The 21,069-nt window shown below is 66.4% G+C and carries 14 protein-coding genes; 1 reads left to right on the top strand and 13 read right to left on the bottom strand.

Annotated elements, in window-relative coordinates; genetic code table 11:
• Positions 1 to 44: 44 nt before the first annotated feature.
• Positions 45 to 1,628, top strand: coding sequence for a peptide chain release factor 3 (locus NP552_RS06585; protein WP_043862501.1), 1,584 nt, complete (start codon positions 45 to 47; stop codon positions 1,626 to 1,628).
• A gap of 54 nt (positions 1,629 to 1,682) precedes the next feature.
• Here NP552_RS06585 and NP552_RS06580 read toward each other — a convergent pair whose 3' ends face one another.
• The 13 genes from NP552_RS06580 to NP552_RS06520 all read right to left on the bottom strand — a co-directional run bounded on the left by NP552_RS06580 (position 1,683) and on the right by NP552_RS06520 (position 21,051).
• The gene (locus NP552_RS06580; protein ID WP_274096565.1) at positions 1,683 to 6,446 is read right to left on the bottom strand and encodes a dermonecrotic toxin domain-containing protein; all 4,764 of its coding nucleotides are present in this window, start codon (positions 6,444 to 6,446) and stop codon (positions 1,683 to 1,685) included.
• 117 nt (positions 6,447 to 6,563) lie between these two features.
• Positions 6,564 to 7,643, bottom strand: coding sequence for a polyamine ABC transporter substrate-binding protein (locus NP552_RS06575; protein ID WP_054916396.1), 1,080 nt, complete (start codon positions 7,641 to 7,643; stop codon positions 6,564 to 6,566).
• Positions 7,644 to 7,697: 54 nt separating this feature from the next.
• Positions 7,698 to 8,039: a cupin domain-containing protein gene (locus NP552_RS06570; RefSeq protein ID WP_043862498.1), complete on the bottom strand. Its 342-nt coding sequence runs from the start codon at positions 8,037 to 8,039 to the stop codon at positions 7,698 to 7,700.
• 25 nt (positions 8,040 to 8,064) lie between these two features.
• Positions 8,065 to 9,471, bottom strand: coding sequence for an NAD(P)/FAD-dependent oxidoreductase (locus NP552_RS06565; protein ID WP_054916395.1), 1,407 nt, complete (start codon positions 9,469 to 9,471; stop codon positions 8,065 to 8,067).
• A 38-nt stretch (positions 9,472 to 9,509) separates the two neighbouring features.
• Positions 9,510 to 10,343, bottom strand: a complete 834-nt coding sequence (locus tag NP552_RS06560) for an AraC family transcriptional regulator (protein ID WP_054916394.1) — start codon at positions 10,341 to 10,343, stop codon at positions 9,510 to 9,512.
• Between the two features lie 130 nt (positions 10,344 to 10,473).
• Positions 10,474 to 11,442: a peptide ABC transporter ATP-binding protein gene (locus NP552_RS06555; protein WP_274096564.1), complete on the bottom strand. Its 969-nt coding sequence runs from the start codon at positions 11,440 to 11,442 to the stop codon at positions 10,474 to 10,476.
• Positions 11,442 to 12,410, bottom strand: coding sequence for an ABC transporter ATP-binding protein (locus NP552_RS06550; protein WP_274096563.1), 969 nt, complete (start codon positions 12,408 to 12,410; stop codon positions 11,442 to 11,444). The genes NP552_RS06555 and NP552_RS06550 overlap by 1 nt, the downstream gene beginning before the upstream one ends.
• Positions 12,411 to 12,420: 10 nt before the next feature.
• Positions 12,421 to 13,350 carry an ABC transporter permease subunit gene (locus NP552_RS06545; protein ID WP_253087176.1) on the bottom strand — a complete coding sequence of 310 codons (930 nt, stop codon included), beginning with the start codon at positions 13,348 to 13,350 and terminating at the stop codon, positions 12,421 to 12,423.
• Positions 13,351 to 13,361: 11 nt separating this feature from the next.
• Complete coding sequence (locus NP552_RS06540) at positions 13,362 to 14,372, bottom strand: ABC transporter permease subunit (RefSeq protein WP_043862492.1); 1,011 nt, start codon at positions 14,370 to 14,372, stop codon at positions 13,362 to 13,364.
• A gap of 72 nt (positions 14,373 to 14,444) precedes the next feature.
• Positions 14,445 to 16,040 carry an ABC transporter substrate-binding protein gene (locus NP552_RS06535; RefSeq protein WP_054916391.1) on the bottom strand — a complete coding sequence of 532 codons (1,596 nt, stop codon included), beginning with the start codon at positions 16,038 to 16,040 and terminating at the stop codon, positions 14,445 to 14,447.
• 74 nt (positions 16,041 to 16,114) lie between these two features.
• Positions 16,115 to 17,512, bottom strand: a complete 1,398-nt coding sequence (locus NP552_RS06530) for an OprD family porin (RefSeq protein WP_274096562.1) — start codon at positions 17,510 to 17,512, stop codon at positions 16,115 to 16,117.
• 72 nt (positions 17,513 to 17,584) lie between these two features.
• Positions 17,585 to 19,189 carry an ABC transporter substrate-binding protein gene (locus NP552_RS06525; protein ID WP_274096561.1) on the bottom strand — a complete coding sequence of 535 codons (1,605 nt, stop codon included), beginning with the start codon at positions 19,187 to 19,189 and terminating at the stop codon, positions 17,585 to 17,587.
• Between the two features lie 236 nt (positions 19,190 to 19,425).
• Complete coding sequence (locus NP552_RS06520) at positions 19,426 to 21,051, bottom strand: ABC transporter substrate-binding protein (RefSeq protein WP_274096560.1); 1,626 nt, start codon at positions 21,049 to 21,051, stop codon at positions 19,426 to 19,428.
• Between the last annotated feature and the right edge of the window lie 18 nt (positions 21,052 to 21,069).

The following is a 21,069-nucleotide window of genomic DNA, read 5'->3' as shown; positions in this document are numbered from 1 at the left end:
TATAATCGCCGCCCTTTTTTGAATCTCCAGTCAGGCGATTTCCCATGACCAACCAGGCCGCCGAAGTCGCGAAACGCCGCACCTTCGCCATTATTTCCCACCCCGATGCGGGTAAGACCACCATCACCGAGAAGCTGCTGCTGATGGGCAAGGCGATTGCCGTCGCCGGTACGGTGAAATCGCGAAAGTCCGACCGCCATGCCACCTCCGACTGGATGGAAATGGAAAAGCAGCGCGGCATCTCCATCACCACCTCGGTGATGCAGTTCCCGTATCGCGACCATATGGTCAACCTGCTCGATACCCCCGGCCACGAAGACTTCTCCGAAGACACCTACCGCACCCTGACCGCAGTGGACTCGGCGCTGATGGTGCTCGACGGCGGCAAGGGCGTAGAGCCACGCACCATCGCCCTGATGGACGTGTGCCGTCTGCGTGACACGCCCATCGTCAGCTTCATCAACAAACTCGACCGCGATATCCGCGACCCGATCGAGCTGCTCGACGAGATCGAGGCGGTTCTCAAGATCAAGGCCGCGCCGATCACCTGGCCGATCGGCTGCTACCGCGACTTCAAGGGCGTGTACCACCTGGCCGGTGACTACATCATCGTGTACACCCCGGGCCACGGCCACGAGCGTACCGAGGTGAAGATCATCGAGAAGCTCGACTCGGACGAAGCCCGCGCCCACCTGGGTGACGAGTACGAGCGCTTCATCGAGCAACTGGAACTGGTGCAGGGCGCCTGCCATGAGTTCGACCAGGACGAGTTCATCAACGGCCAGCTGACCCCGGTGTTCTTCGGTACCGCGCTGGGCAACTTCGGTGTCGACCATGTGCTCGACGCGGTGGTCGACTGGGCGCCTCGTCCGCTGCCACGTGTGGCCCATGAGCGCACCGTGGAGCCGACCGAAGAGAAGTTCAGCGGCTTCGTGTTCAAGATCCAGGCGAACATGGACCCCAAGCACCGCGACCGCATCGCGTTCATGCGCATCTGCTCGGGCAAGTACGAGAAGGGCATGAAGATGCGCCACGTGCGCACCGGCAAGGACCTGCGCATCGGCGACGCCCTGACGTTCTTCTCGTCCGAGCGCGAGCAGCTCGAAGAGGCGTTCGCCGGCGACATCATCGGCCTGCACAACCACGGCACCATCCAGATCGGCGACACCTTCACCGAGGGCGAGAGCCTGGGCTTCACCGGTATTCCGCACTTCGCCCCAGAGCTGTTCCGCCGCGTGCGCCTGAAGGACCCGCTCAAGTCCAAGCAGCTGCGCCAGGGCCTGCAGCAACTGGCCGAAGAGGGCGCCACCCAGGTGTTCTTCCCCGAGCGCAGCAACGACATCATCCTCGGCGCCGTGGGTGTGCTGCAGTTCGACGTGGTCGCCAGCCGCCTGAAGGAAGAGTACAAGGTCGAGTGCGGCTACGAGCCGATCACCGTGTGGTCGGCGCGCTGGATCAGCTGCGACGACAAGAAGAAACTCGAGGAATTCAGCAACAAGGCCGTGGAAAACCTGGCCATCGACGGTGGCGGTCACCTGACCTACCTGGCGCCGACCCGGGTCAACCTGGCGCTGATGGAAGAACGCTGGCCGGACGTGAAATTCCGCGCCACCCGCGAACACCACTGAGTTTTCGCACGCCCCCACGCCCGCGCAGCCCTTGGCTGCGCGGGCGTTTTCGTTTCAGCCCCCCGCCGCCGGTGGGCGATGGCTTGCCTGGCCCAGGCGGTAGACCAGCAAGGTCAGCGAGTCGGCGTTCTTGAGCATGATTCGCGAGCGCACCACCGCATCGTCCAGAAAGCGCTGGCGCGCGACCGCCAGGTCATGGGTGTCGGCGATCTTGAGGATCAGGCTCAGGCCCTTGTTGTCGTCACGGGTGATGTCGCGTCGGGTACCGTCGCGTGAGCGCACCACGAACAGGCGCCGGGCCGGTGAACGGTGAGAGAACGCCTCGTCGTGCTGGCGCCTGAGCCAATCCTGCTGCTCGCCGGGCATGAGCAGGTCGGCAAACGCCAGCGAGGCATCCAGGTAGCGCATGTCGCGTGTGTCATAGGCGATATGCGAGAACTCGTGCAGCAGGCAGTTGGCACGCGCAATGGCATCGGCTTCCTGCCAGGACAGCTCGGGCCTGAGCTGGAGCCTGCCCAGGTAGCTGACGTCGAAATAGGCGTCCAGCAGAAACAGTTGCCGGAGCGGGTCATGGGGCGAGGTGAAGGCGATGCCGGTGTAGTTGCCGATATTGCTGGCCAGGATGTAGCGCCTGGACGTGGCGACCGAATAGTCCTGCGAGGTCATCAGTTCGAAGAGTTTTTCCACCGGTTCGCGTACGCGCTGCAGCAGGGCTTCGTCGGGTTCGACGCCGAAGAAATCGCTGAGGATCGTGCGGGTCTGTGCCGGCATGCGTTGCACCGGGCTGGCCTGCTGCAGGTTGTCCAGGCAGATGCCCAGGTAGTCGAGCGCCGTGCGGTGAGCCTGGCGCAGCATGCGCGCGCGGGCCGGCATGAGTCGCTGGATCTGGCGCATGCCCACGGCCCGGATGACGATATCGTTGCCGGCCATCACCTGACGCGAGGCCCACCCGCCCAGCCTGCCGATGATGCCACCACTTAGCACGGGTATGGCCTGCTGCGGGTCGATCTGCCAGCGGCCGTTGCCTTCGCTGCGCAGGCGTGGCCCTGGTTCGTCGATGTCCGGCGCACTCAGGTGCCAGCGCTGGTCCAGCTGGCGAACGCCGTACACCTTGCCCTCCAGGCAGGCGAACTGCGTCTGGCCATCGACGTCGGTATAGATCTGCTCGCGGCTGGCCAGGCCATCGAGGGACTGCTGCGGCACTTCGTAGGCGGACAGCCGCTGGTGCGACGCCTGCCCCAGGCGCCGCCAGAATTCGCCTTCGTCGGCCGGCAGCGCGCCAGGGCCCTGTTCGCGCACGCCATGCCCGGCCAGCAGGCCCTGCACCAGGGTGCAGGTCAGTTCCGACAAGGCCTGCGCCCAGTCGCCTGAGGGGCGCTCGGCCAATTGCAGCAGCGACAGTTCGCCCTGCCACGCGGCCAGCAGCAGGCCGATGCGGCCGGGGATGAACAGGGTCAGTTGGCTCCAGAGCAGCCCGAGTACCTCTTTCAGGGTGGCCCAGCGGGCTTCGGCGGTGCTCACCAGTTGCGTATGGGCCATGCCCTGCAGCAACGCTGCATTGGTCTCGAACAGGTACTGCAGGGCGTTGCCATGCACCGGGCGCCAGGCCAGGGTCACCGGCTGCTGGGCATACAGGGGCAGCTCGAAATCGAATTCGGCGCTGTAGGGCAGGTGGGCCTCGGTGAACCCACCGTGGTCGTAGCGCGGGCGCATCGTGTCGGGCATGCAGGCCAGTATCCGGGCCTGCAGGGCCGGCACGCTGCGAAGCTGCTGCAGCAGGTCGGCCGAACTGCTGAAGGCCTGGAACAGACCGCCGGCCTGGTACGGCGTGTACATCACCACGGGGCCGGGCGCGGGGCTGGCGTACATGAACAGGTACACCCCGGGCACGGTATCGGGGGGCAGGTCGCTGTCGGCGATCAGTTCCAGGGGCACCAGTTGTGCGGCGGGGGCTGGCAGCTGGTCACGGGCGGTGGCGTCGGGCTGCTCGACGACGGCGCGGATGCACTCGACGTCGGCTGCGCCCAGTTGCCCCTGGAGCCGGGCGCGCCACGCCGCCTCCAGCAGTTGCCCCGGCAATTGCCTGCAGAACAGCCGCAGGCGCCTGGGGTAGCTCGCATGGTTGCGGTCCAGTTGCTCGGCCAGCAGCTGGCGATAGCCTTGACCCAGGTCCAGTTCGCGCACCAGCGCCCGCAGGTAGGCGGCATCGATGCGCGCAGGCACGGTCATGTCGCCCTCAAGCGTGATTGCGGTGATGGCGTGGTCCCAGTCGCGGTAATGGTTGAGCGCGTAGTCGACCAGCGTCTGGCGATGCTGGATGCTGGCGGCCGCTTCGCCTGTGGGGACCTCACCGGTGGGCGGCAACGCGGTGACCCAGCGCGTGGTGGTGATCAACAGCTGGTCGGCAGGGTAGCGGCCGGCCGCGAAGTCCTGGTCCAGGCGGGCCTGAACCCGTTGGCGGGCATAGTCGGTCACCGCCGGGATGTCGAACAGGTAGTCCTGTGGTGACGGGCTTTGCAGCAGGTTGCGCCCCAGAACCTGCAGGTAGCCGTACTGTTCGGTGGGGGCGGCCTGCGCCAGCCAGTCAGGCAGATGGCCACGCAGGCGCCGGGCACTGGCCAGGCGCTGCAGACGCTGCAGGTAGCGCAGCGTGCCAGGCGTGTCGAGCGTGCCGCGCAGCAGGTCGGGCAGGTGCGCGGCAGGCAGGCCGCGCCGGGTGAGCCGCTCGAAGGCGCGCCGCGTTGCGGCCACGTCGTGTTCGGCCTGCCAGCTCTGCAGGTGGTGCGCAGGTGCGCCTGCCAGCGCCAGCCATTGAAAGCGTTGCGCGGCGGGGTAGCGCGCTGCGACGGCCTGCTCCAGCGCCAGGCGCGAGGTGAATGCGGCAAAGCCCTGGTCGAGGGTCCACAGCAGCCACAGATCTGGCTGTGCCTCGAGCGGCTGGCGGGTCAGCAGCAGGGCCTCGCTGCTGGGTGCCTGGTCCAGGGCCAGTTGCCAGGCCCAGGCCGGCGCTGCCGGCGAGGGCGCCGGAAACAGGGCGGCGTGAATCAGCGCGCGTGCCGGGGCTGGCAGCAGGCAGTCGTGGTCGAGCAGGCGGTACTCGAGGGTCAGGGCCAGCTGCCACAGGTGCTTGAGGTACGTGCGTCGCTGCGCTTGATACTGCGTCAGGGCGCTCGTCAGTTGGCTGGCGGTGGCATCGGCGACCTGTGCGACAGCCTGTCGGGCCAGCGCCAGGTCGAGCGCAGGCAAGGCCACAGGCTGTTCGGCCACCACCGGGCCGCTGACCAGCCAGCGCTCATCCAGCGAGGTGCCGATACCGCCGAGCCGCTGCCACACCAGCTCGGCCAGGCTCAGCCAGGTGCGCCCGGCGCCGGGCTGGCCCAGGCGTACCTGGGGCACTGGCGGGCCCTTGTCCAGCACTGCGGCAAGGGCCTGGTCGAGCCCTGCCGCAGTCACCGTCTCCAGGCCTGGTACCTCTTCGAACAGTGCCTGCGCGTGGCCGGTCAGTGCGCTCACCAGCCGGTTCAGTTCCTCCAGGCCAGCGCCGGCTGCCTGTGCCGACGCTTGCAGCCGGGCCAGGGTGGCCGGGCTGTCGTGGGCGTGGGGCGAGGTGCCCAGACGCGCGAGTTCGCCGGCCAGTCGACTGTCGAGGTCCAGCGCCTGGCGGCATGCCTGATAACCGTCCTGGCCGCTGTCAGGGCGCAGTTGTGTTTCGATGTCCTGTTGCTGGGCGCTCAGCACCTGGCCAACCCAGCTGTCCAGTGCAGGGGCGGTCAGCGGTTGCAGGTGCAGGGCGCTGATGCGCAAGGCGCCCAGTTGGCTCTGCCGCGATGGGCTGACCACCGGGCGCCAGCTGTCGCGTAACCGGGGGTCGGCCAGCGACGATAACAACGCCCGCTTGCTGGCATGGCGCTCCAGCCCGCGTGCAGCACACCAGGTGAACACCGGGCCGGCACGGGTGTCGAGCGCGAGCACGCCCTCCAGCAGTTGGCTGTGGCCTTGCGCGGTGGTGACGTTGAGGCTGAACGCCTGCAGGGGCGAGAGGGCCTCGGTGTCCAGCCATTGCAGCAGCGCTGCATGGTCGGTTTCGGCAAGGGCGCCGGCCCAGGCCTGGCGCGTGATCGCCTCGCGCACGCGCGCGCCCATCAGGCGGGCCAGTTGCCGGGCCGGCGTTTCGCTGCCGGCCTTGGCGGTATGCCAGTACCGGTGCAGTTGCCGTTGGCAGTCGCGTGCCGCCGCCAGGCGCTGCGGCGCCGCTGCAGCGGTAGCGGTGGTGGTGGCCAGGGCCTGCTCCCATAACGAGTCTGCTGGCGGCTGGCCCAGTACCTGCTGCTGCAGCTCGCCCAGCGCCTGGCCCTGGCGAGCGGCGATGACCAGCATCAGGTACTCGAACACCTCGTCCTCCAGCCGTTCGACCTGAACATCCACGATGCCGCCCTGGCCTGCCAGCAGGCGATCCCTGGGGGCGATGTAGTGCAGCAGTACGTGCGGGTGGCCGCTGCTCAGCAGTTCAACAAGGTGGTGCTTGAGCTGGGTACGGTCTTCGAAGCGCAGCAGCCCCAGCAACGGGTGGTAGAAAAAAACACGGGGGTGCGTGCTGCGGCTCAGCAGCAGGCTGGCGGTCAGTTCGCTGGCGTGGGCGCTGGCGGTGATCGCGCTCAGGCGGTCGATTCGCGGCGCGTCGGGCCCTGGCGCCTGCAGCCAGCCTTGCAGCCAGCGATGCTCCTCGTCATCGAGGCTGTCTCGGGCCTGTGCCAGGTGATCGGCAAAGCGCTGGCGCAGCGCAATGCGGTGAAAGTACGGCAGGGTCTTCAAGGGCATGGTGTGTGCTCGGCAGTGGGTGGGCGCCGGGCAACGGGCGGGCTGCGCTGTTGCCCCGGCAAGGGCTTCAGGCTGCCGGGGCACACAGGCCGAGGGTGGTATCTATTGCAGGGTGGCTCAGTTGCCGGCCTTGATGCTGGTCCAGATACGGGTGCGCAGGCGGTCGATCTTGGCCGGCATGGCCTGCAGGGCGAACAGCTTGCCGAGCATGGCATCGGTCGGGTAGATCATGCTGTTGGCCTTGAGTGCCGGGTCCACCAGGCGGTCGGCTGCCTGGTTGCCGTTGGCGTACTGCACATGGTTGCTGATGTCGGCCATCACCTCGGGTTGCAACAGGTAGTTCATGTAGGCATAGCCGGCCTTTTCGTCCGGGGCATCGGCGGGCATGGCGACCATGTCGAACCACATCGGCGCGCCTTCCCTGGGAATCTCATAGCCCACCTTCACCCCGTTTCTGGCCTCTTCTGCACGGTTTCTGGCCTGCAGCACGTCGCCGGAGAAGCCCACCACCACGCAGATATCGCCGTTGGCCAGGTCGCCGGTGTATTTGGAGGAGTGGAAGTAGCTGATGTACGGGCGCACCTTCATCAGCAGGGCCTTGGCCTTCTCGTAGTCGGCCGGGTCCTGGCTGTGGTGCGGCAGGCCCAGGTAGTTGAGCGCGATCGGCAGCAGTTCGGGGCCGTTGTCGAGGATCGCCACGCCGCAGCTCTTGAGCTTGCTGATGTTCTCTGGCTTGAAGATCAGGTCCCAGGAGTCCACCGGGGCATTCTCGCCCAGCGCCGCCTTGACCTTGTCGATGTTGTAGCCGATGCCGGTGCTGCCCCACAGGTAGGGGAAGCCGTAGCGGTTGCCCGGGTCGTTGACTTCCAGCGCCTTGAGCAGCACCGGGTTGAGGTTCTTCCAGTTGGGCAACTGGCGCTTGTCCAGCGCCTTGAGCGCCTTGCCCTGGATCTGCCGGGCCATGAAGTGGTTGGAGGGGAACACCACGTCGTAGCCCGAATTGCCGGTCATCAGCTTGCCGTCGAGGGTCTCGTTGCTGTCGAACACGTCATAGGTGGGCACGATGCCGCTGGCGGCCTGGAAGTTCTTCAGGGTGTCGGGGGCGATGTAGCTGGACCAGTTGTAGATTTTTACCGAGTCGGCCGCCTGGGCGATGGAGGCGGCCAGCAACAGCGGGGCGAAGAGCAATGGGCGCATGTCCGGATTCCTTGCTTGGTCTGTTTTTGTCGAAGGAGGCAGGCGATCAAAGGATCAGAAAATCAATACGTAGGTCTTGCGCACGGTCTCGTGGATATCCCAGATACCGGTGCTGTTGGCCGGCAACATCAGTGCGTCGCCGGCTTCTATGGTCAGCGGCTCGCCGCCATCGGGGGTGAAGGTGCAGCGGCCCTTGATGAAGTGGCAGAACTCCTGCTGCTCGATCTGGCGCCGCCAGCGGCCCGGGGTACATTCCCAGATGCCGGTTTCGACGCCGTCGTTGCGCTCCACGCAGGTCACCGAGGTGACCGCCACCGGCTCGCCCAGGGGCACGGCCACCGGGTTTGACTGTTCGAGAGCGACGCTATGGGTGTGCTTGAACTGGGTAATGCGCATGCCGGTGGTCCTGTGCAGGGGGAAGTCAGTGCATCAGGCTTTCCATGAAGTCCGCCACACCGCTGGCCAGGCGCCGGCGCCAGGGGGCGCTGGCCGGGTTGGCAAGGGTCTGGTCTTCGTGGACGAAGCTCTTGATGATCGCGTTGTAGCCGAGCCAGCGGCATGGCTCGGGCTCCCAGCGCGCCAGGCTGTTCAGGCGCGCCGCGGGGTGTACCCAGGGCTGGGCGGTGAGTGCGTTGCGTTGGCCCAGGATCAGCGCCGCCACGGTGCGCCCGCCCAGGTTGCTGGCGCCCACGCCTTCGCCGCCATAGCCACCGGCCAGGGCGATTCCCTGCTCGGCATCGCACAGCATGTGCGGGCGAAAGCGCCGCGCCATGCCCAGGTTGCCGCCCCAGGCGTGGGTGATGTCGACGTTCTTGAGCTGCGGAAACAGCTCGCCGAACAGGTAGCGGCGCAGGCCGATTTCGCTGTCGCTGAGGGTGAAGTCTTCGCGCAGGCGCCCGGCGAAGCGATAGCCGCCGCGGGCGCCGAACACCAGGCGGTTGTCGGCGCTGCGCTGGCCGTAGGTGACCTGGCGGCTGTTTTCGCTGAAGGCCTGACCGGCGTTCAGCCCGATCTGCTCCCACACCTGCTCGGGCAGCGGCTCGGTGGCCACCAGCAGGCTCTGTACCGGCAACTGATAGCGACCCAGCGGCGGCAGCCCGACGGCATAGCCTTCCACCGCCGGCACCACCCACTGGCAGCGCACCTGTGCCTGGGCGGTGCGTACCTGCCCCTTGTGCCAGTCGATGACCGGGCTGTTCTCGTAGAGCTTCACCCCCAGACGCTCGACGGCCCGGGCCAGGCCGCGCACCAGTTTGGCCGGGTGCACGGTGGCCACGTTCGGCGTGTAGATCGCCCCATAGGGCTTGGCGATGCGCAGCTGCGCGGCCAGCTCGACCGGGCTCAGCCAGCGATACTCGGCCTCGTTCAGGCCCTGCCGGTAGAGCTTTTGCAGGTAACTGCGCAGGCTCGCTTCCTGCTCGGGGTAGCGCGCCGCGCAATAAAGGGCGCCGCCCTTGCGGTAGTCGCAGTGGATGCCTTCGCGCTCGAGTACCGTTTCCACTTCGTCGGGGATGCCGTGCAGCAGGTCATAGGCGTCGCGGCGCTGTTCGGGGGAGCAGTCGGCCAGCAGGCGGTCTTCGCCCAGCAGGTTGCCCATCAGCCAGCCGCCGTTACGCCCCGAGGCGCCGAAGCCTGCGATGTTGGCCTCGACGATGGCGATGTTCAGGTGCGGTGCCTGGCGCTTGAGGTAGTAGGCGCTCCACAGGCCCGTGTAGCCAGCGCCGATGATGCATACATCCACGTCCAGGTCCTGGCGCAACGCCGGGCGCGCGATCAGCGGCTCGTCAAGCTGGTCCATCCAAAGGCTGATACTGCGCCATGCCTGCATTGTGTTCGGCTCCACATCCGTAACGGTGTGGGCCGATGCTAGGGCCGGGCGGGCGGATTGTCTTGCGTGCGTGTCCGCAGAGAAATCTGTTGCACGTAGGCCTTGGGCGACAGGCCGGTGTGCTGGCGAAAGCACTTGTAGAACGCCGACAGTGAATTGAAGCCGGCGGCGAAGGCCAGGTCATCGACCTTGGGCGCCGGGCCTGCGCGCTCCAGTTCAGCCAGCAGATGCTGCAGGCGGGCCTGGTTGACGTAGCGGTAGAAGCTCTGGCCCAGCACCTGGTTGAGCAGGTAGGAGATCTGGTTGCGGCTGTAGCCGCACTCGCGGGCGACCTGTTGCAGGTCCAGTTGCGGGTCCAGATAGGGCTGGCGACGGGTGAAGTAGTGCTGCAGGTCCTGGGCCATGAAGCTCAGCTGGCGCGGTGACAGGCCCAGGCGGCTGGTGGCCGGGCGCAGGCTGGGGTGGCCGGTGTGGCGTGAAGGCTCGCGCACCAGCGAGGCGTATTCGTTGACCTGCCAGATCAGGCCGTCGCGCACGGTGATGGCCTCGCTGGCACGAAACGCGGTGATGCCGTCGCCGCCGCGCAGCGTTACCTGGTACTGGATGAAGGCGGTGCAGCCGTCGGTGCGGATGCGGTCGCTGTGCACGATGTCCTCGCCGTCCTGGCGCGGCATGCTGGCGGCCACGTATTCGCGCAGCTCGGCCAGGTGCAGTACGCGGTTCTGGAAGAAGTCGTTGTACTGGATGTCGGGGTGATAGAGCGCCATCACGCCGTCGAGGTCGCGGTGTTTCCAGCACAGGTGGTAGCGCAGCACGGTGGCGGCGGTTTCGGCGGTGTGTTCGGGGCCGTCGGGGATCGGGTGTGCGGCCATGGGGCTGGCTCATTGGAGGTAGGAAAGCAGAATACCTGCAGGGCCCTATCGCGGGTCAAGCCCGCTCCCACAAGGACAGCAGTGATCCGTGTGGGAGCGGGCTTGACCCGCGATTGCTGGCGCAGCGGTTCTAGAGAAACTGCTCCGCATAGTGGCACGCCACCTGCCGTGTACCCACTGGCCGGAACGCCGGCTCTTCACTGGCACAGCGCTCGGTGGCATACGGGCAACGCTTGTGGAACGCGCACCCCGGCGGTGGGTTCAGCGGGTTGGGCAGCTCGCCCACGATCCTGATCTTTGGCTTGAGCGGGTCGGGGTGAATGGTCGGGGTCGCCGACAGCAGGGCCTGGGTATAAGGGTGCAAAGGCCTGGCATAGATATCCTCCTTGGGCCCCATTTCCGCCGGGCGCCCCAGGTACATCACCAGTACCTGGTCGGCCACATGCCGCACCACCGCCAGGTTGTGCGAGATGAACACGTAGGCGGTGTTGAGCTCCTTCTGCAGGTCCATGAACAGGTTCAGCACCTGCGCCTGGATCGACACGTCCAGCGCCGAGGTCGGCTCGTCCGCCACCAGCACCTTGGGTTGCAGCATCATGGCCCGCGCCAGGGCGATGCGCTGGCGCTGGCCACCGGAGAACATGTGCGGGTAGCGCTGGTAGTGCTCGGGCCGCAGGCCCACCTGCTGCATCATCGCCTGCACCTTTTCGCGGCGTTCGGCCCTGGACAGCCGGGTGTTGATCAGCAGCGGCTCGGCCAGTTGGTCACCGACCTTCTGGCGCGGGTTGAGCGAGGCATAGGGGCTTTGGAACACCATCTGCACATCGCGGCGCAGTTGCCGGCGCTGCTGCTTGCTGGCACCGGCCACCTCCTGCCCGGCGATCTGCAACGAGCCCGACGACGGTTCCTCGATCAGGGTCAGGGCGCGGGCCAGGGTCGACTTGCCGCAGCCGGATTCGCCGACCACGGCCAGGGTCTTGCCGGCCTCCAGTTCGAACGACACCCCATTGAGGGCGCGTACCAGGGCATGGCCCTTGAACAGGCCCAGGGACACTTCGTAATGACGGGTGAGGTCACGGGCGGTCAGTACGACGCTCATCACGCCACCTCCTGGTTGAGCGGGTAGAAGCAGCGGGCCAGGCTGTGGGCCTTGGGGTCCAGGCTCGGACGTTGCTGGCGGCAGTGGTCCTGCACGTAGGGGCAGCGCGGCGACAGCAGGCAGCCGTGGGGCCGGTCGTAGCGTCCGGGCACGATGCCGGGCAGGGTCGCCAGGCGCTCGGCGCCTTCGCTGTGCTCGGGGATCGCTGCCAGCAGGGCTTCGCTGTAGGGGTGCGCAGGCACCTCGAACAGCTCGGGCACCTGGCCGACTTCCACTGCCTGGCCGGCATACATCACGCACACGCGGCGGGCGGTTTCGGCCACCACGGCAAGGTCGTGGGTAATCAGGATCAGCGCCATGTCCTGCTCTTTCTGCAGGTTGAGCAGCAGCTCCATGATCTGCGCCTGAATGGTCACGTCCAGGGCCGTGGTGGGCTCGTCGGCGATCAGCAGCTTGGGTTCGCCGGCAATCGCCATGGCGATTGCCACGCGCTGGCTCATGCCGCCGGAGAGTTGATGGGGGTAGGCATCCAGGCGGCTTTCCGGGGCCGGGATCTCGACCTTCTCCAGCAGCTCCAGCGCACGCTGGCGCGCCGCCTTGCCGCGCAGCCCCAGGTGCTGGCGCAGCACCTCCTCGATCTGGAAACCCACGGTGTAGCTGGGGTTGAGTGCGGTCATGGGGTCCTGGAAGACCATCGCCATGTCCTTGCCGACCACCTTGCGCCGCTGCCGGCCGCTCAGGGTGAGCATGTCGCTGCCGTTGAAGGTCAAGGCGTCGGCGGTGATGCGCCCGGGGGCGTCGATCAGGCCCATCAGCGCCATCATGGTCACCGATTTGCCCGAGCCGGACTCGCCGACAATCGCCAGCACCTCGCCCTTTTCCACGCTCAGGTCGAGGCCGTCGACCACCGGTACCGCCGAGGCGTCGCCGAAGCGCACGCTCAGGTTCTTGATGTGTAGAAGTGACATGGGCTTCTCCTCAGGCGGCATTCTTGAGTTTCGGGTCCAGCGCATCGCGCAGCCCGTCGCCCATCAGGTTGATTGCCAGCACGCTGAGCAGGATGGTCAGGCCCGGCAGGCTGACCACCCACCAGGCGCGTTCGATGTAGTCGCGGGCCGAGGCCAGCATGGTGCCCCACTCCGGGGTCGGCGGTTGCACGCCCAGGCCCAGGAAGCCCAGCGCGGCGGCATCGAGAATCGCCGAACTGAAACTCAGAGTGGCCTGCACGATCAGCGGCGCCATGCAGTTGGGCAGCACGGTCACGAACATCAGGCGCGGCAGGCGTGCCCCGGCCAGGCGTGCGGCGGTGACGTAGTCGCGGTTCAGCTCGCCCATTACCGCGGCGCGGGTGAGGCGCACGTAGGCCGGCAGCGAGACGATGGCGATGGCGATCACGGTGTTGATCAGGCCAGGGCCCAGGATCGCCACGATGGCCACCGCCAGCAGCAGCGAGGGCAGCGCCAGCATCACGTCCATCAGGCGCATGATGGACGGGCCAAGCAGACGCGGGAAAAACCCGGCCAGCAGGCCCAGCAGCACGCCCGGGATCAGCGAGATCAGTACCGACGACAGGCCGATCAGCAGCGACAGGCGCGAACCCTGGATCAGCCGCGAGAGCAGGTCGCGGCCCAGCTCGTCGGTACCCAGCAGAAACTGCCACTGGCCGCCTTCGAGCCATACCGGCGGGGTCAGCAGGAAGTCGCGGTACTGCTCGCTGGGGTTGTGCGGCGCCACCCACGGGGCGAACAGCGCGCAGAACACGATCAGGCACATGAACAGCAGGCCGGCCACCGCGCCCTTGTTACGCGAGAAGGCGTGCCAGAATTCCTTGTAGGGGGAGGGGTAGAGCAGGCTCTGGTCGAGCGGCGCGGCGTCGACGGCAGTGGTCTTTGCAAGCGGATTGGTCATGAGCGAAGGCCTCAGCGCTGATGTCGGATGCGTGGGTTGGCCAGGCCGTAGAGGATGTCCACGACGAAGTTGACCAGGATCACCAGGCAGGCAATCAACAGGATGCCGTTCTGTACCACGGGGTAGTCACGGGCGCCGATGGCTTCGATCAGCCATTTGCCGATGCCCGGCCAGGAAAAGATGGTTTCGGTAAGCACCGCGCCACCGAGCAACGTGCCGACCTGCAGGCCGACCACCGTGAGCACCGGGATCAGCGCGTTGCGCAGGCCGTGCACGAACACCACCCGTGCCGGCGACAGGCCCTTGGCCCGTGCGGTGCGGATGTAGTCCTCGCGCAGCACTTCGAGCATCGAGGAGCGGGTCATGCGTGCGATCACCGCCAGCGGGATGGTGCCGAGCACGATGGCCGGCAGGATCAGGTGCATCAACGCGTCCTTGAACGCGCCTTCCTCGTCGCTGAGCAGGGTGTCGATGAGCATGAAGCCGGTGGTCGGCTCGATGTCGTAGAGCAGGTCGATGCGCCCGGACACCGGCGTCCAGCCCAACCCGACCGAGAAGAACATGATCAGGATCAGGCCCCACCAGAAGATCGGCATCGAGTAGCCGGCCAGTGAGATGCCCATGACCCCGTGATCGAACAGCGAGCCGCGCTTGAGCGCGGCGATCACCCCGGCCAGCAGCCCGACGATGCCGGCGAACAGCAGCGCGGCCATGGCCAGTTCGAGGGTGGCGGGGAACAGCGCGAGAAACTCGTGCCACACGCTTTCGCGGGTACGCAGCGACTCGCCCAGGTCGCCCTGGGCCAGCTTGCCGACGTAGTCCAGGTACTGCTGCGCCAGCGGCTTGTTCAGGCCGAGCCGTTCCATGGCCTGGGCGTGCATCTCGGGGTCGACCCTGCGTTCGCCCATCATCACCTCCACCGGGTCACCGGGGATCAGGCGTATGAGCGCGAACGTGAGCAGGGTGATGCCGAAGAACGACGGGATCAACAGGCCCAGACGCCGTGCAATAAAACTAAACATCGTGTGGTGTACCTCATCAGCCTAAGGCATGCCTGCGAGCGCCCGGGGGCGGGCGCTGCAAGCGTTATCGTTCTACTTCACCCGCGTGGTGGCGAAGTTGTTGTTGGTCATCGGGTTGATGACGTAGCCCTCGACGTTCTCGCGCAGGGCGGTGAACACCTTCGGGTGGGCCATGTTGATCCACGGTTTGGCCTCATCGTACACCGCCAGTGCCTGGACATAGAGTGCGGCGCGTTGATCGGGGTCGGCGGTTTCGCGGGCGTGGTCGATCAGCACCTGGAATCGCGGGTTGCACCAGCGTGCGTAGTTTTCCCCATTCTTCGCTGCGGCGCAGCTGAGCAGCGGGGTCAGGAAGTTGTCCGGGTCGCCGTTGTCGCCCGCCCAGCCGGCCGACACCATGTCGGCTTCGCCGGCCTTGGCGCGGCGCAGCATCTCGGCCCATTCCATCACGCGGATGTCGACCTTCAGGCCGACCTGGGCGAGGTCGGCCTGAAGCATCTCGGCGCTCAGGCGCGGGTTGGGGTTGGTGGGCCCGCCGCCGTTGCGGGTGAACAGGGTGAGCACGGTGCCTTCGGGTACGCCGGCCTCCTTGAGCAGCGCGCGGGCCTGGTCCAGGTCGCGGGGCGGGTTGCGGTTCTGGCTGTTGTAGCCCATCAGGGTCGGCGGGTAGGGGTTCACCGCCAGCAGGGCGTTGCCCTTGCCGAACAGTTGCTCGACATGGTGTTCGCGGTCGAAGGCCAGGTTGATGGCGCGCCGTACGCGCACGTCGCTCAGGTACCTGTGCTCGGTGTTGAGCGAGATGTAGCCGGTGGTCAGGGCCTCCATTTCGGCCACCTTCAGGCGCGCGTCGGCCTTGATGCCGGGTATGTCGTCGGGCTTGGGGTACAGCGCCACCTGGCATTCGTTGGCGCGCAGCTTCTGCAGGCGCACGTTGTTGTCGGGGGTGATGGCGAAGATCAGCGCATCGCTCGGCGGCTTGCCGCGAAAGTAGTCCGGGTTGGGCCTGTAGCGCACCTGCGCGTCCTTGTTGTAGCGCTGGAAGATGAACGGGCCGGTGCCGACCGGCTTGCTGTTGAGTTCGGCGGTGGTGCCGGCCTTGAGCAACTGGTCGGCGTATTCGGCGGAATAGATCGAGGTGAAGGCCATGGCCAGGTCGCGCAGAAACGGTGCCTCGGGGCGGGTCAGGTGAAACGCCACGGTGTGCGGGTCGAGCTTTTCCACCGACTTGAGCAGGTGCTGGAAACCCATGCTCTCGAAATAGGGGAAGCCGATGCTGGTCTTGTCGTGCCAGGGGTGGGCGGGGTCGAGCTGGCGCTGGAAGCTCCACAGCACGTCGTCGGCGTTCAGGTCGCGGGTGGGGGTGAAGTAGTCGGTGGTGTGGAACCTGACCCCGCTGCGCAGGTGAAAGGTGTAGGTCAGGCCGTCGGGGCTGACCTCCCAGCGTTCGGCCAGGGCCGGCTGCACCTCGGTGGTGCCGGGCTTGAAGTCCACCAGGCGGTTGAACAGGGTTTCTGCGGCGGCATCGGCGGTGACGGCCGTGGTGTACTGCACGATGTCGAAGCCCTCGGGGCTGGCCTCGGTGCACACCACCAGGGGCTTGGCCATCAGCGGGGCTGCGGCGCTCAACAGGATGGCTGCAAGGGCAGCCTGTAGGGTTGACTGTTTCATGACACTTCCCTGCATTCGATTAAACCAGCGTAGCCATCGCGGCCGATTCGGCGAATCGGCCGCGACCTGCCGCCCTAGAGGATGTTGAACGGAATGGTTGTGACCACGCGCACCTCGTTCAGGCTCCCGTCACCCTGCAATTTGCTGGCGCGGTGGGTGGTGTAGGTGGCGCGCACGGTGGTGTCCTTGAACGCGCCGCCTTGTACGGCATAGCTGGTGCCGATGCCCCATTCGTCGTGGTGCTCGCCGTCGAGATTCTTCACGTCGTAGCCACCGCCCTTGTAATGGGTGCCGTCGATGCCCCAGCCGCGGGCGTTGTACAGGTTGAACTTGAGGCCGGGCACGCCGAAGGGGGCCATGTTCAGCACGTAGCCGATCTGCAGTGATTTCTCGTTGGGGCCGTTGAAGTCCGACAGCAGCGAGTTGGCCAGGAAGATCGCGTTGGTGTCGTGCAGGTAGTCGAAGTACTCGTTGCCGTTGACCTGCTGGTAGGCGACCGACACGGTGTGCGCCTGGTGGGTCAGGGCCAGCGACAGGCTGAAGGTGTCGTTGTCGATGGCGCCCAGCTTGCTCCGGCCGGCGTCGCGGGTCTTGTAGTAGTTGAGCCCGGTGTTCAGGCCCAGCACCGCGTTGTCGCCCAGCAGGTGGTTGGCGCCGAAGTAGTACTGGTTCCACAGGTCCTCGACCTTGGACACGTAGAGGCTGGTGCTCAGGCTCTGCAGCGGCTGGTAGTTGACCCCGGCCATGCTGACCCGGTCGGTGAACTGGCGGGAATCGCCATACTCGGAGCGAAACTTGCTCTGGCCCTGCTCGGTACGCATCGACACGCGGTCGAAGGTGCCCAGGTCGAAGTTCAGGTTGTCGAACTCGGCGCTGTGCAGGCTCACGCCCTGGAAGCTGGAGGGCAGTGCGCGGCTGCCGATGTAGGCGATCACCGGGGTGTCGATGGACTGGCGGCCGGCGGTGAGGGTGGTGTTGGACACCCGGGCCTTGAGGTTGGCCAGGCCGACCTTGCTCCACTGGTTGAGCACCTCGCCGTCGCCGTGGGTGAGGGTGCGGTTGTTCGGCCCGGCCACGCTGGCGCGACCGCGCTGCAGGGCCACCGCGTTGTACAGCGCCACTTCGGTGCTCAGGCCCACGGTGCCCTCGGTGAAGCCGGAGGTGTAGTTGAGTAGGGTGCCCTGGACCCAGTTGTCGCGGCTGCTGGTGGGGTGGCGGCTGCCGTCGCGCTTGCTGTACGACCACAGTGGCCCGCGGGTGGCGTGCTCGTGGGCGTACCAGTTGCGGGTCGAGCCGGACAGGCGCTGGCCGTCGATAAAGCCGCTGGCCTGGGCCTGGTCGGAGGTGGTGCGCAGGGTAAGCGCAACGAAATCCTGGCTGACGGGCTCGGCCTGGGCCAGCGCGCTCAGGCCGCCAAGGGCCAGGCAAAGTGCTGCGTGTCGGGTAGGTCTCAAGGTGATGCTCCTTTGCATGTTTTTATTAGCCGCCGGGCCTCGTGAGCCCGGCGGGTGCGGCGGTGAACCTTGGGAGGGGGCGGGCAGAGGTCAGTCGACGCTGACGCCCGAAAAACTGTTGCGCCCGAACGGGCTGACCTTGAAGTCCTGTACCCGGACGCTCAGCGGTTGATGCACGGTGGAGTGGGCGACCGGGGTGATCGGCACCTGCTGCTTCATGCGCTGCTGGGCCTGCTGGTACAGCGCGGTGCGCGCGGCGGGGTCGGTGATGCGCTTGGCCTGCTGCACCAGGGCGTCGTATTCGGGGTCGCACCACATCGACACGTTGTTGCTGCCGATGGCACCGCAGCTGTAGAGGGTGCCCATCCAGTTGTCGGGGTCGCCGTTGTCACCGGTCCAGCCCAGCAGCATCACGTCGTGCTCGCCGTTCTTGGTGCGCTTGATGTACTCGCCCCATTCGTAGCTGACGATCTTCACGTCCAGCCCGACCTTGCCCCAGTCGGCCTGGAGCATCTCGGCCATCAGCTTGGCGTTGGGGTTGTAAGGGCGCTGCACCGGCATGGCCCACAGGGTGATGGGCGTGCCGGGCTTGACCCCGGCGGCCGCCAGCAGGGCGCGGGCCTTGTCGGGGTCGTAGCCGGCATCGCGAATGCTCGGGTCGTAGGACCACTGGCTGGGCGGCATGAAGTTCACGGCCAGTTGGCCGGCATCCTGGTACACCGCCTTGACGATGGCCGCCTTGTTCACCGCCATGTCCATGGCCTGGCGCACCTGCAGTTGGTCGAACGGCGGGTGCTGCACGTTGTAGGCGATGTAGCCCAGGTTGAAGCCGGGCTGGTCGAGCATGTTGATCTTCGGGTCGGCGGCCAGGGCCTTGAGGTCGGCGGGGCGCGGGTTGACGGTGACCTGGCATTCCCCCTTGCGCAGCTTCTGCACCCGCACCGAGGCGTCGGTGTTGATCGAGAAGATCAGCTGGTCGAGCCTGACCTGCTGCGGGTCCCAGTAGTCGGGGTTGGCCCGGTAGCGGATCTGCGCATCCTTCTGGTAGCGCTGGAACACGAAGGGGCCGGTGCCGATCGGCTTCTGGTCGAAGTCGCTGAGCCGCCCGCTGGCCATCAGCTGGGTGGCGTATTCGGCCGAGACGATCGAGGCAAAGCCCATGGCCAGGTTCTGGATGAAGGCGGCATCGACGCTGTTGAGGGTGAAGACCACCGTGTAGGGGTCGCGCTTTTCGACCCGGGCGATGTTCTTGTCCAGGTCCATGCTGACGAAGTAGGGGAACTCGGCCGGGTAGGCCACGCGAAACGGGTGCTGTGGGTCGAGCATGCGCTGGAAGGTGAGCAGCACGTCGTCGGCGTTGAAGTCGCGGGTGGGGGTGAAGTCCTTGTTGGCGTGGAACTTCACGCCCTGGCGCAGGCGGAAGGTGCGGAAGGTATAGGTCAGGCCGTCATCGGAAACGTCCCAGCCGGTCGCCAGCGAGGGGATGACGCGGGTGGCGCCGCGTTCGAATTCCACCAGGCCGTTGTACAGCGGCTCGGCGGCGTCGTTTTCGATGGAGGTGGTGTACTGGGCGATATCGAAGCCGCCCGGGCTGCCCTCGGAGCAGAACACCAGGTTGCCCTTGGCCAGGGCTGTCGGGCCATAGGCCAGTGCCCCCAGGCCCAGCAGTGCGGCGAAAACCGGAGAAATACGCATGCGGTCCCATTCCTTTGTTGTTGTACGAGGCGTGGGGGCGCGGCGACAGCAGGGTGCCAGCACCACCACGCGCTCCACGGTAGGGACGCGGGCGGCGGGCGTGAAGGTAAGGAAGTGGGTGTGAGGCGTGGGAAAAATCTTGGTGTGGTGTCGTAACTTTCAAGCAGGTATCAGTGCCCCGCGTGCACCGATGAGCTCGGCGCCCGCAGGGACAGGCTAAACATCGCGTTGGGTGTCTATTGGCTGACGCTTACGCCGTAGAAGGCATTCAGGCCGAAGGGGCTGATCTTGAAGTCCTGCACGGTCTTGCGCATCGGCTGGTACACCGTGGAATGGGCGATCGGGGTGATCGGCACCTGCGCCTTGATGATGTGCTGCGCCTGCTTGTACAGCTCGGTGCGTCGGGCCTGGTCGGGGGTGGCCTTGGCCTGCTTGATCAGCGCGTCGTAGGCGGGGTCGCACCATTTGGAGAAGTTGTTGCCGTTCACCGCGTCGCAGCCGTAGAGGGTGCCCAGCCAGTTGTCCGGGTCGCCGTTGTCGCCGCTCCAGCCGATCAGCATGGCGCCGTTCTCACCGGCCTTGGCACGCTTCATGTATTCGCCCCACTCGTAGCTGACGATGCTGGCCTTGATGCCGATCTTCGCCCAGTCGGCCTGGATCATCTCGGCCATGAGCCGGGCGTTGGGGTTGTAGGGGCGTTGCACCGGCATGGCCCACAGGGTGATCTCGGTGCCCTCCCTGACCCCGGCCTCCTGCACCAGCGCCTTGGCTTTGGCCGGGTCGTAGGGCACGTCCTTGATGGTGTCGTCGTAGCTCCACTGGGTGGGCGGCATGGCATTGACTGCCAGCTGCCCCGCGCCCTGGTACACCGCGTCGATGATCTGCTGCTTGTTCACCGCCATGTCCAGGGCCTGGCGCACCTTGAGCTGGGCCATGGGGTTGGGCGCGGTGGTGCCCTTGATCGGGTCGGTCACGTTGTAGGCGATGTAGCCCAGGTTGAAGCCGGCCTGGTGCGGCAGGTTCAGGTTGGGGTCCGCTTCCAGCGACTTGAGGTCGGCCGGGTGCGGGAACAGGGTGATCTGGCATTCGTTCTTCTTGAGCTTCTGCATGCGCACCGACGGGTCGGTGGTGATGGCGAAGATCAGGTTGTCGATCTTCACGTCCTGCGGTTGCCAGTAGGCCTTGTTGCCCTTGAAGCGGATCTGCGCGTCTTTCTGGTACTTGGCGAACACGAAGGGGCCGGTGCCGATCGGCTTCTGGTTGATGTCGGCCGGCTTGCCCTGCTTGAGCAGTTGCTCGGCGTATTCGGCGGACTGGATCGAGGCGAAGCTCATGGCCATGTTCTGGATGAACGCGGCGTCCACGCTGGCCAGGGTGAACCTGACCGTGTGTTCGTCGAGTTTTTCGAGCTTGACGATGTTCTTGTCCATGCCCATGTCGGTGAAGTAGGGGAACTCGGTGGGGTAGGCCTTGCGAAACGGCAGGTTCCTGTCGAGCATGCGGTTGAAGGTGAACAGCACGTCATCGGCGTTGAAGGGGCGGCTGGGCTTGAAGTAGTCGGTGCTGTGGAACTGCACGCCTTCGCGCAGGTGGAAGGTGTAGCTCAGGCCGTCGTCGCTGATGTCCCAGCGTGTGGCAAGCCCGGGGATCACCGCCGTACCGCCGCGTTCGAACTGGCTGAGGCGGTTGAAGACGGTCTCGGCCGAGGCGTCGAAGTCGGTGCTGGTGGTGTACTGGCCCGGGTCGAAGCCCGCCGGGCTGCCCTCGGAGCAGAACACCAGGTTGCTGGCCGCATGGGCCAGCGGTGCGCCGGCCAGCAGGCCTGCGCCGAGCAGGTAGGGAAGGACCGCGTGTTTGAGCATTGTTGGCCTCATCGATGT

The organism is Pseudomonas sp. 8209, from assembly GCF_028682105.1.
Taxonomy (GTDB): domain Bacteria; phylum Pseudomonadota; class Gammaproteobacteria; order Pseudomonadales; family Pseudomonadaceae; genus Aquipseudomonas; species Aquipseudomonas palmensis.
Note: the sequence above shows the minus strand (reverse complement) of the source record. Positions and strands in the feature narration are given on the sequence as shown.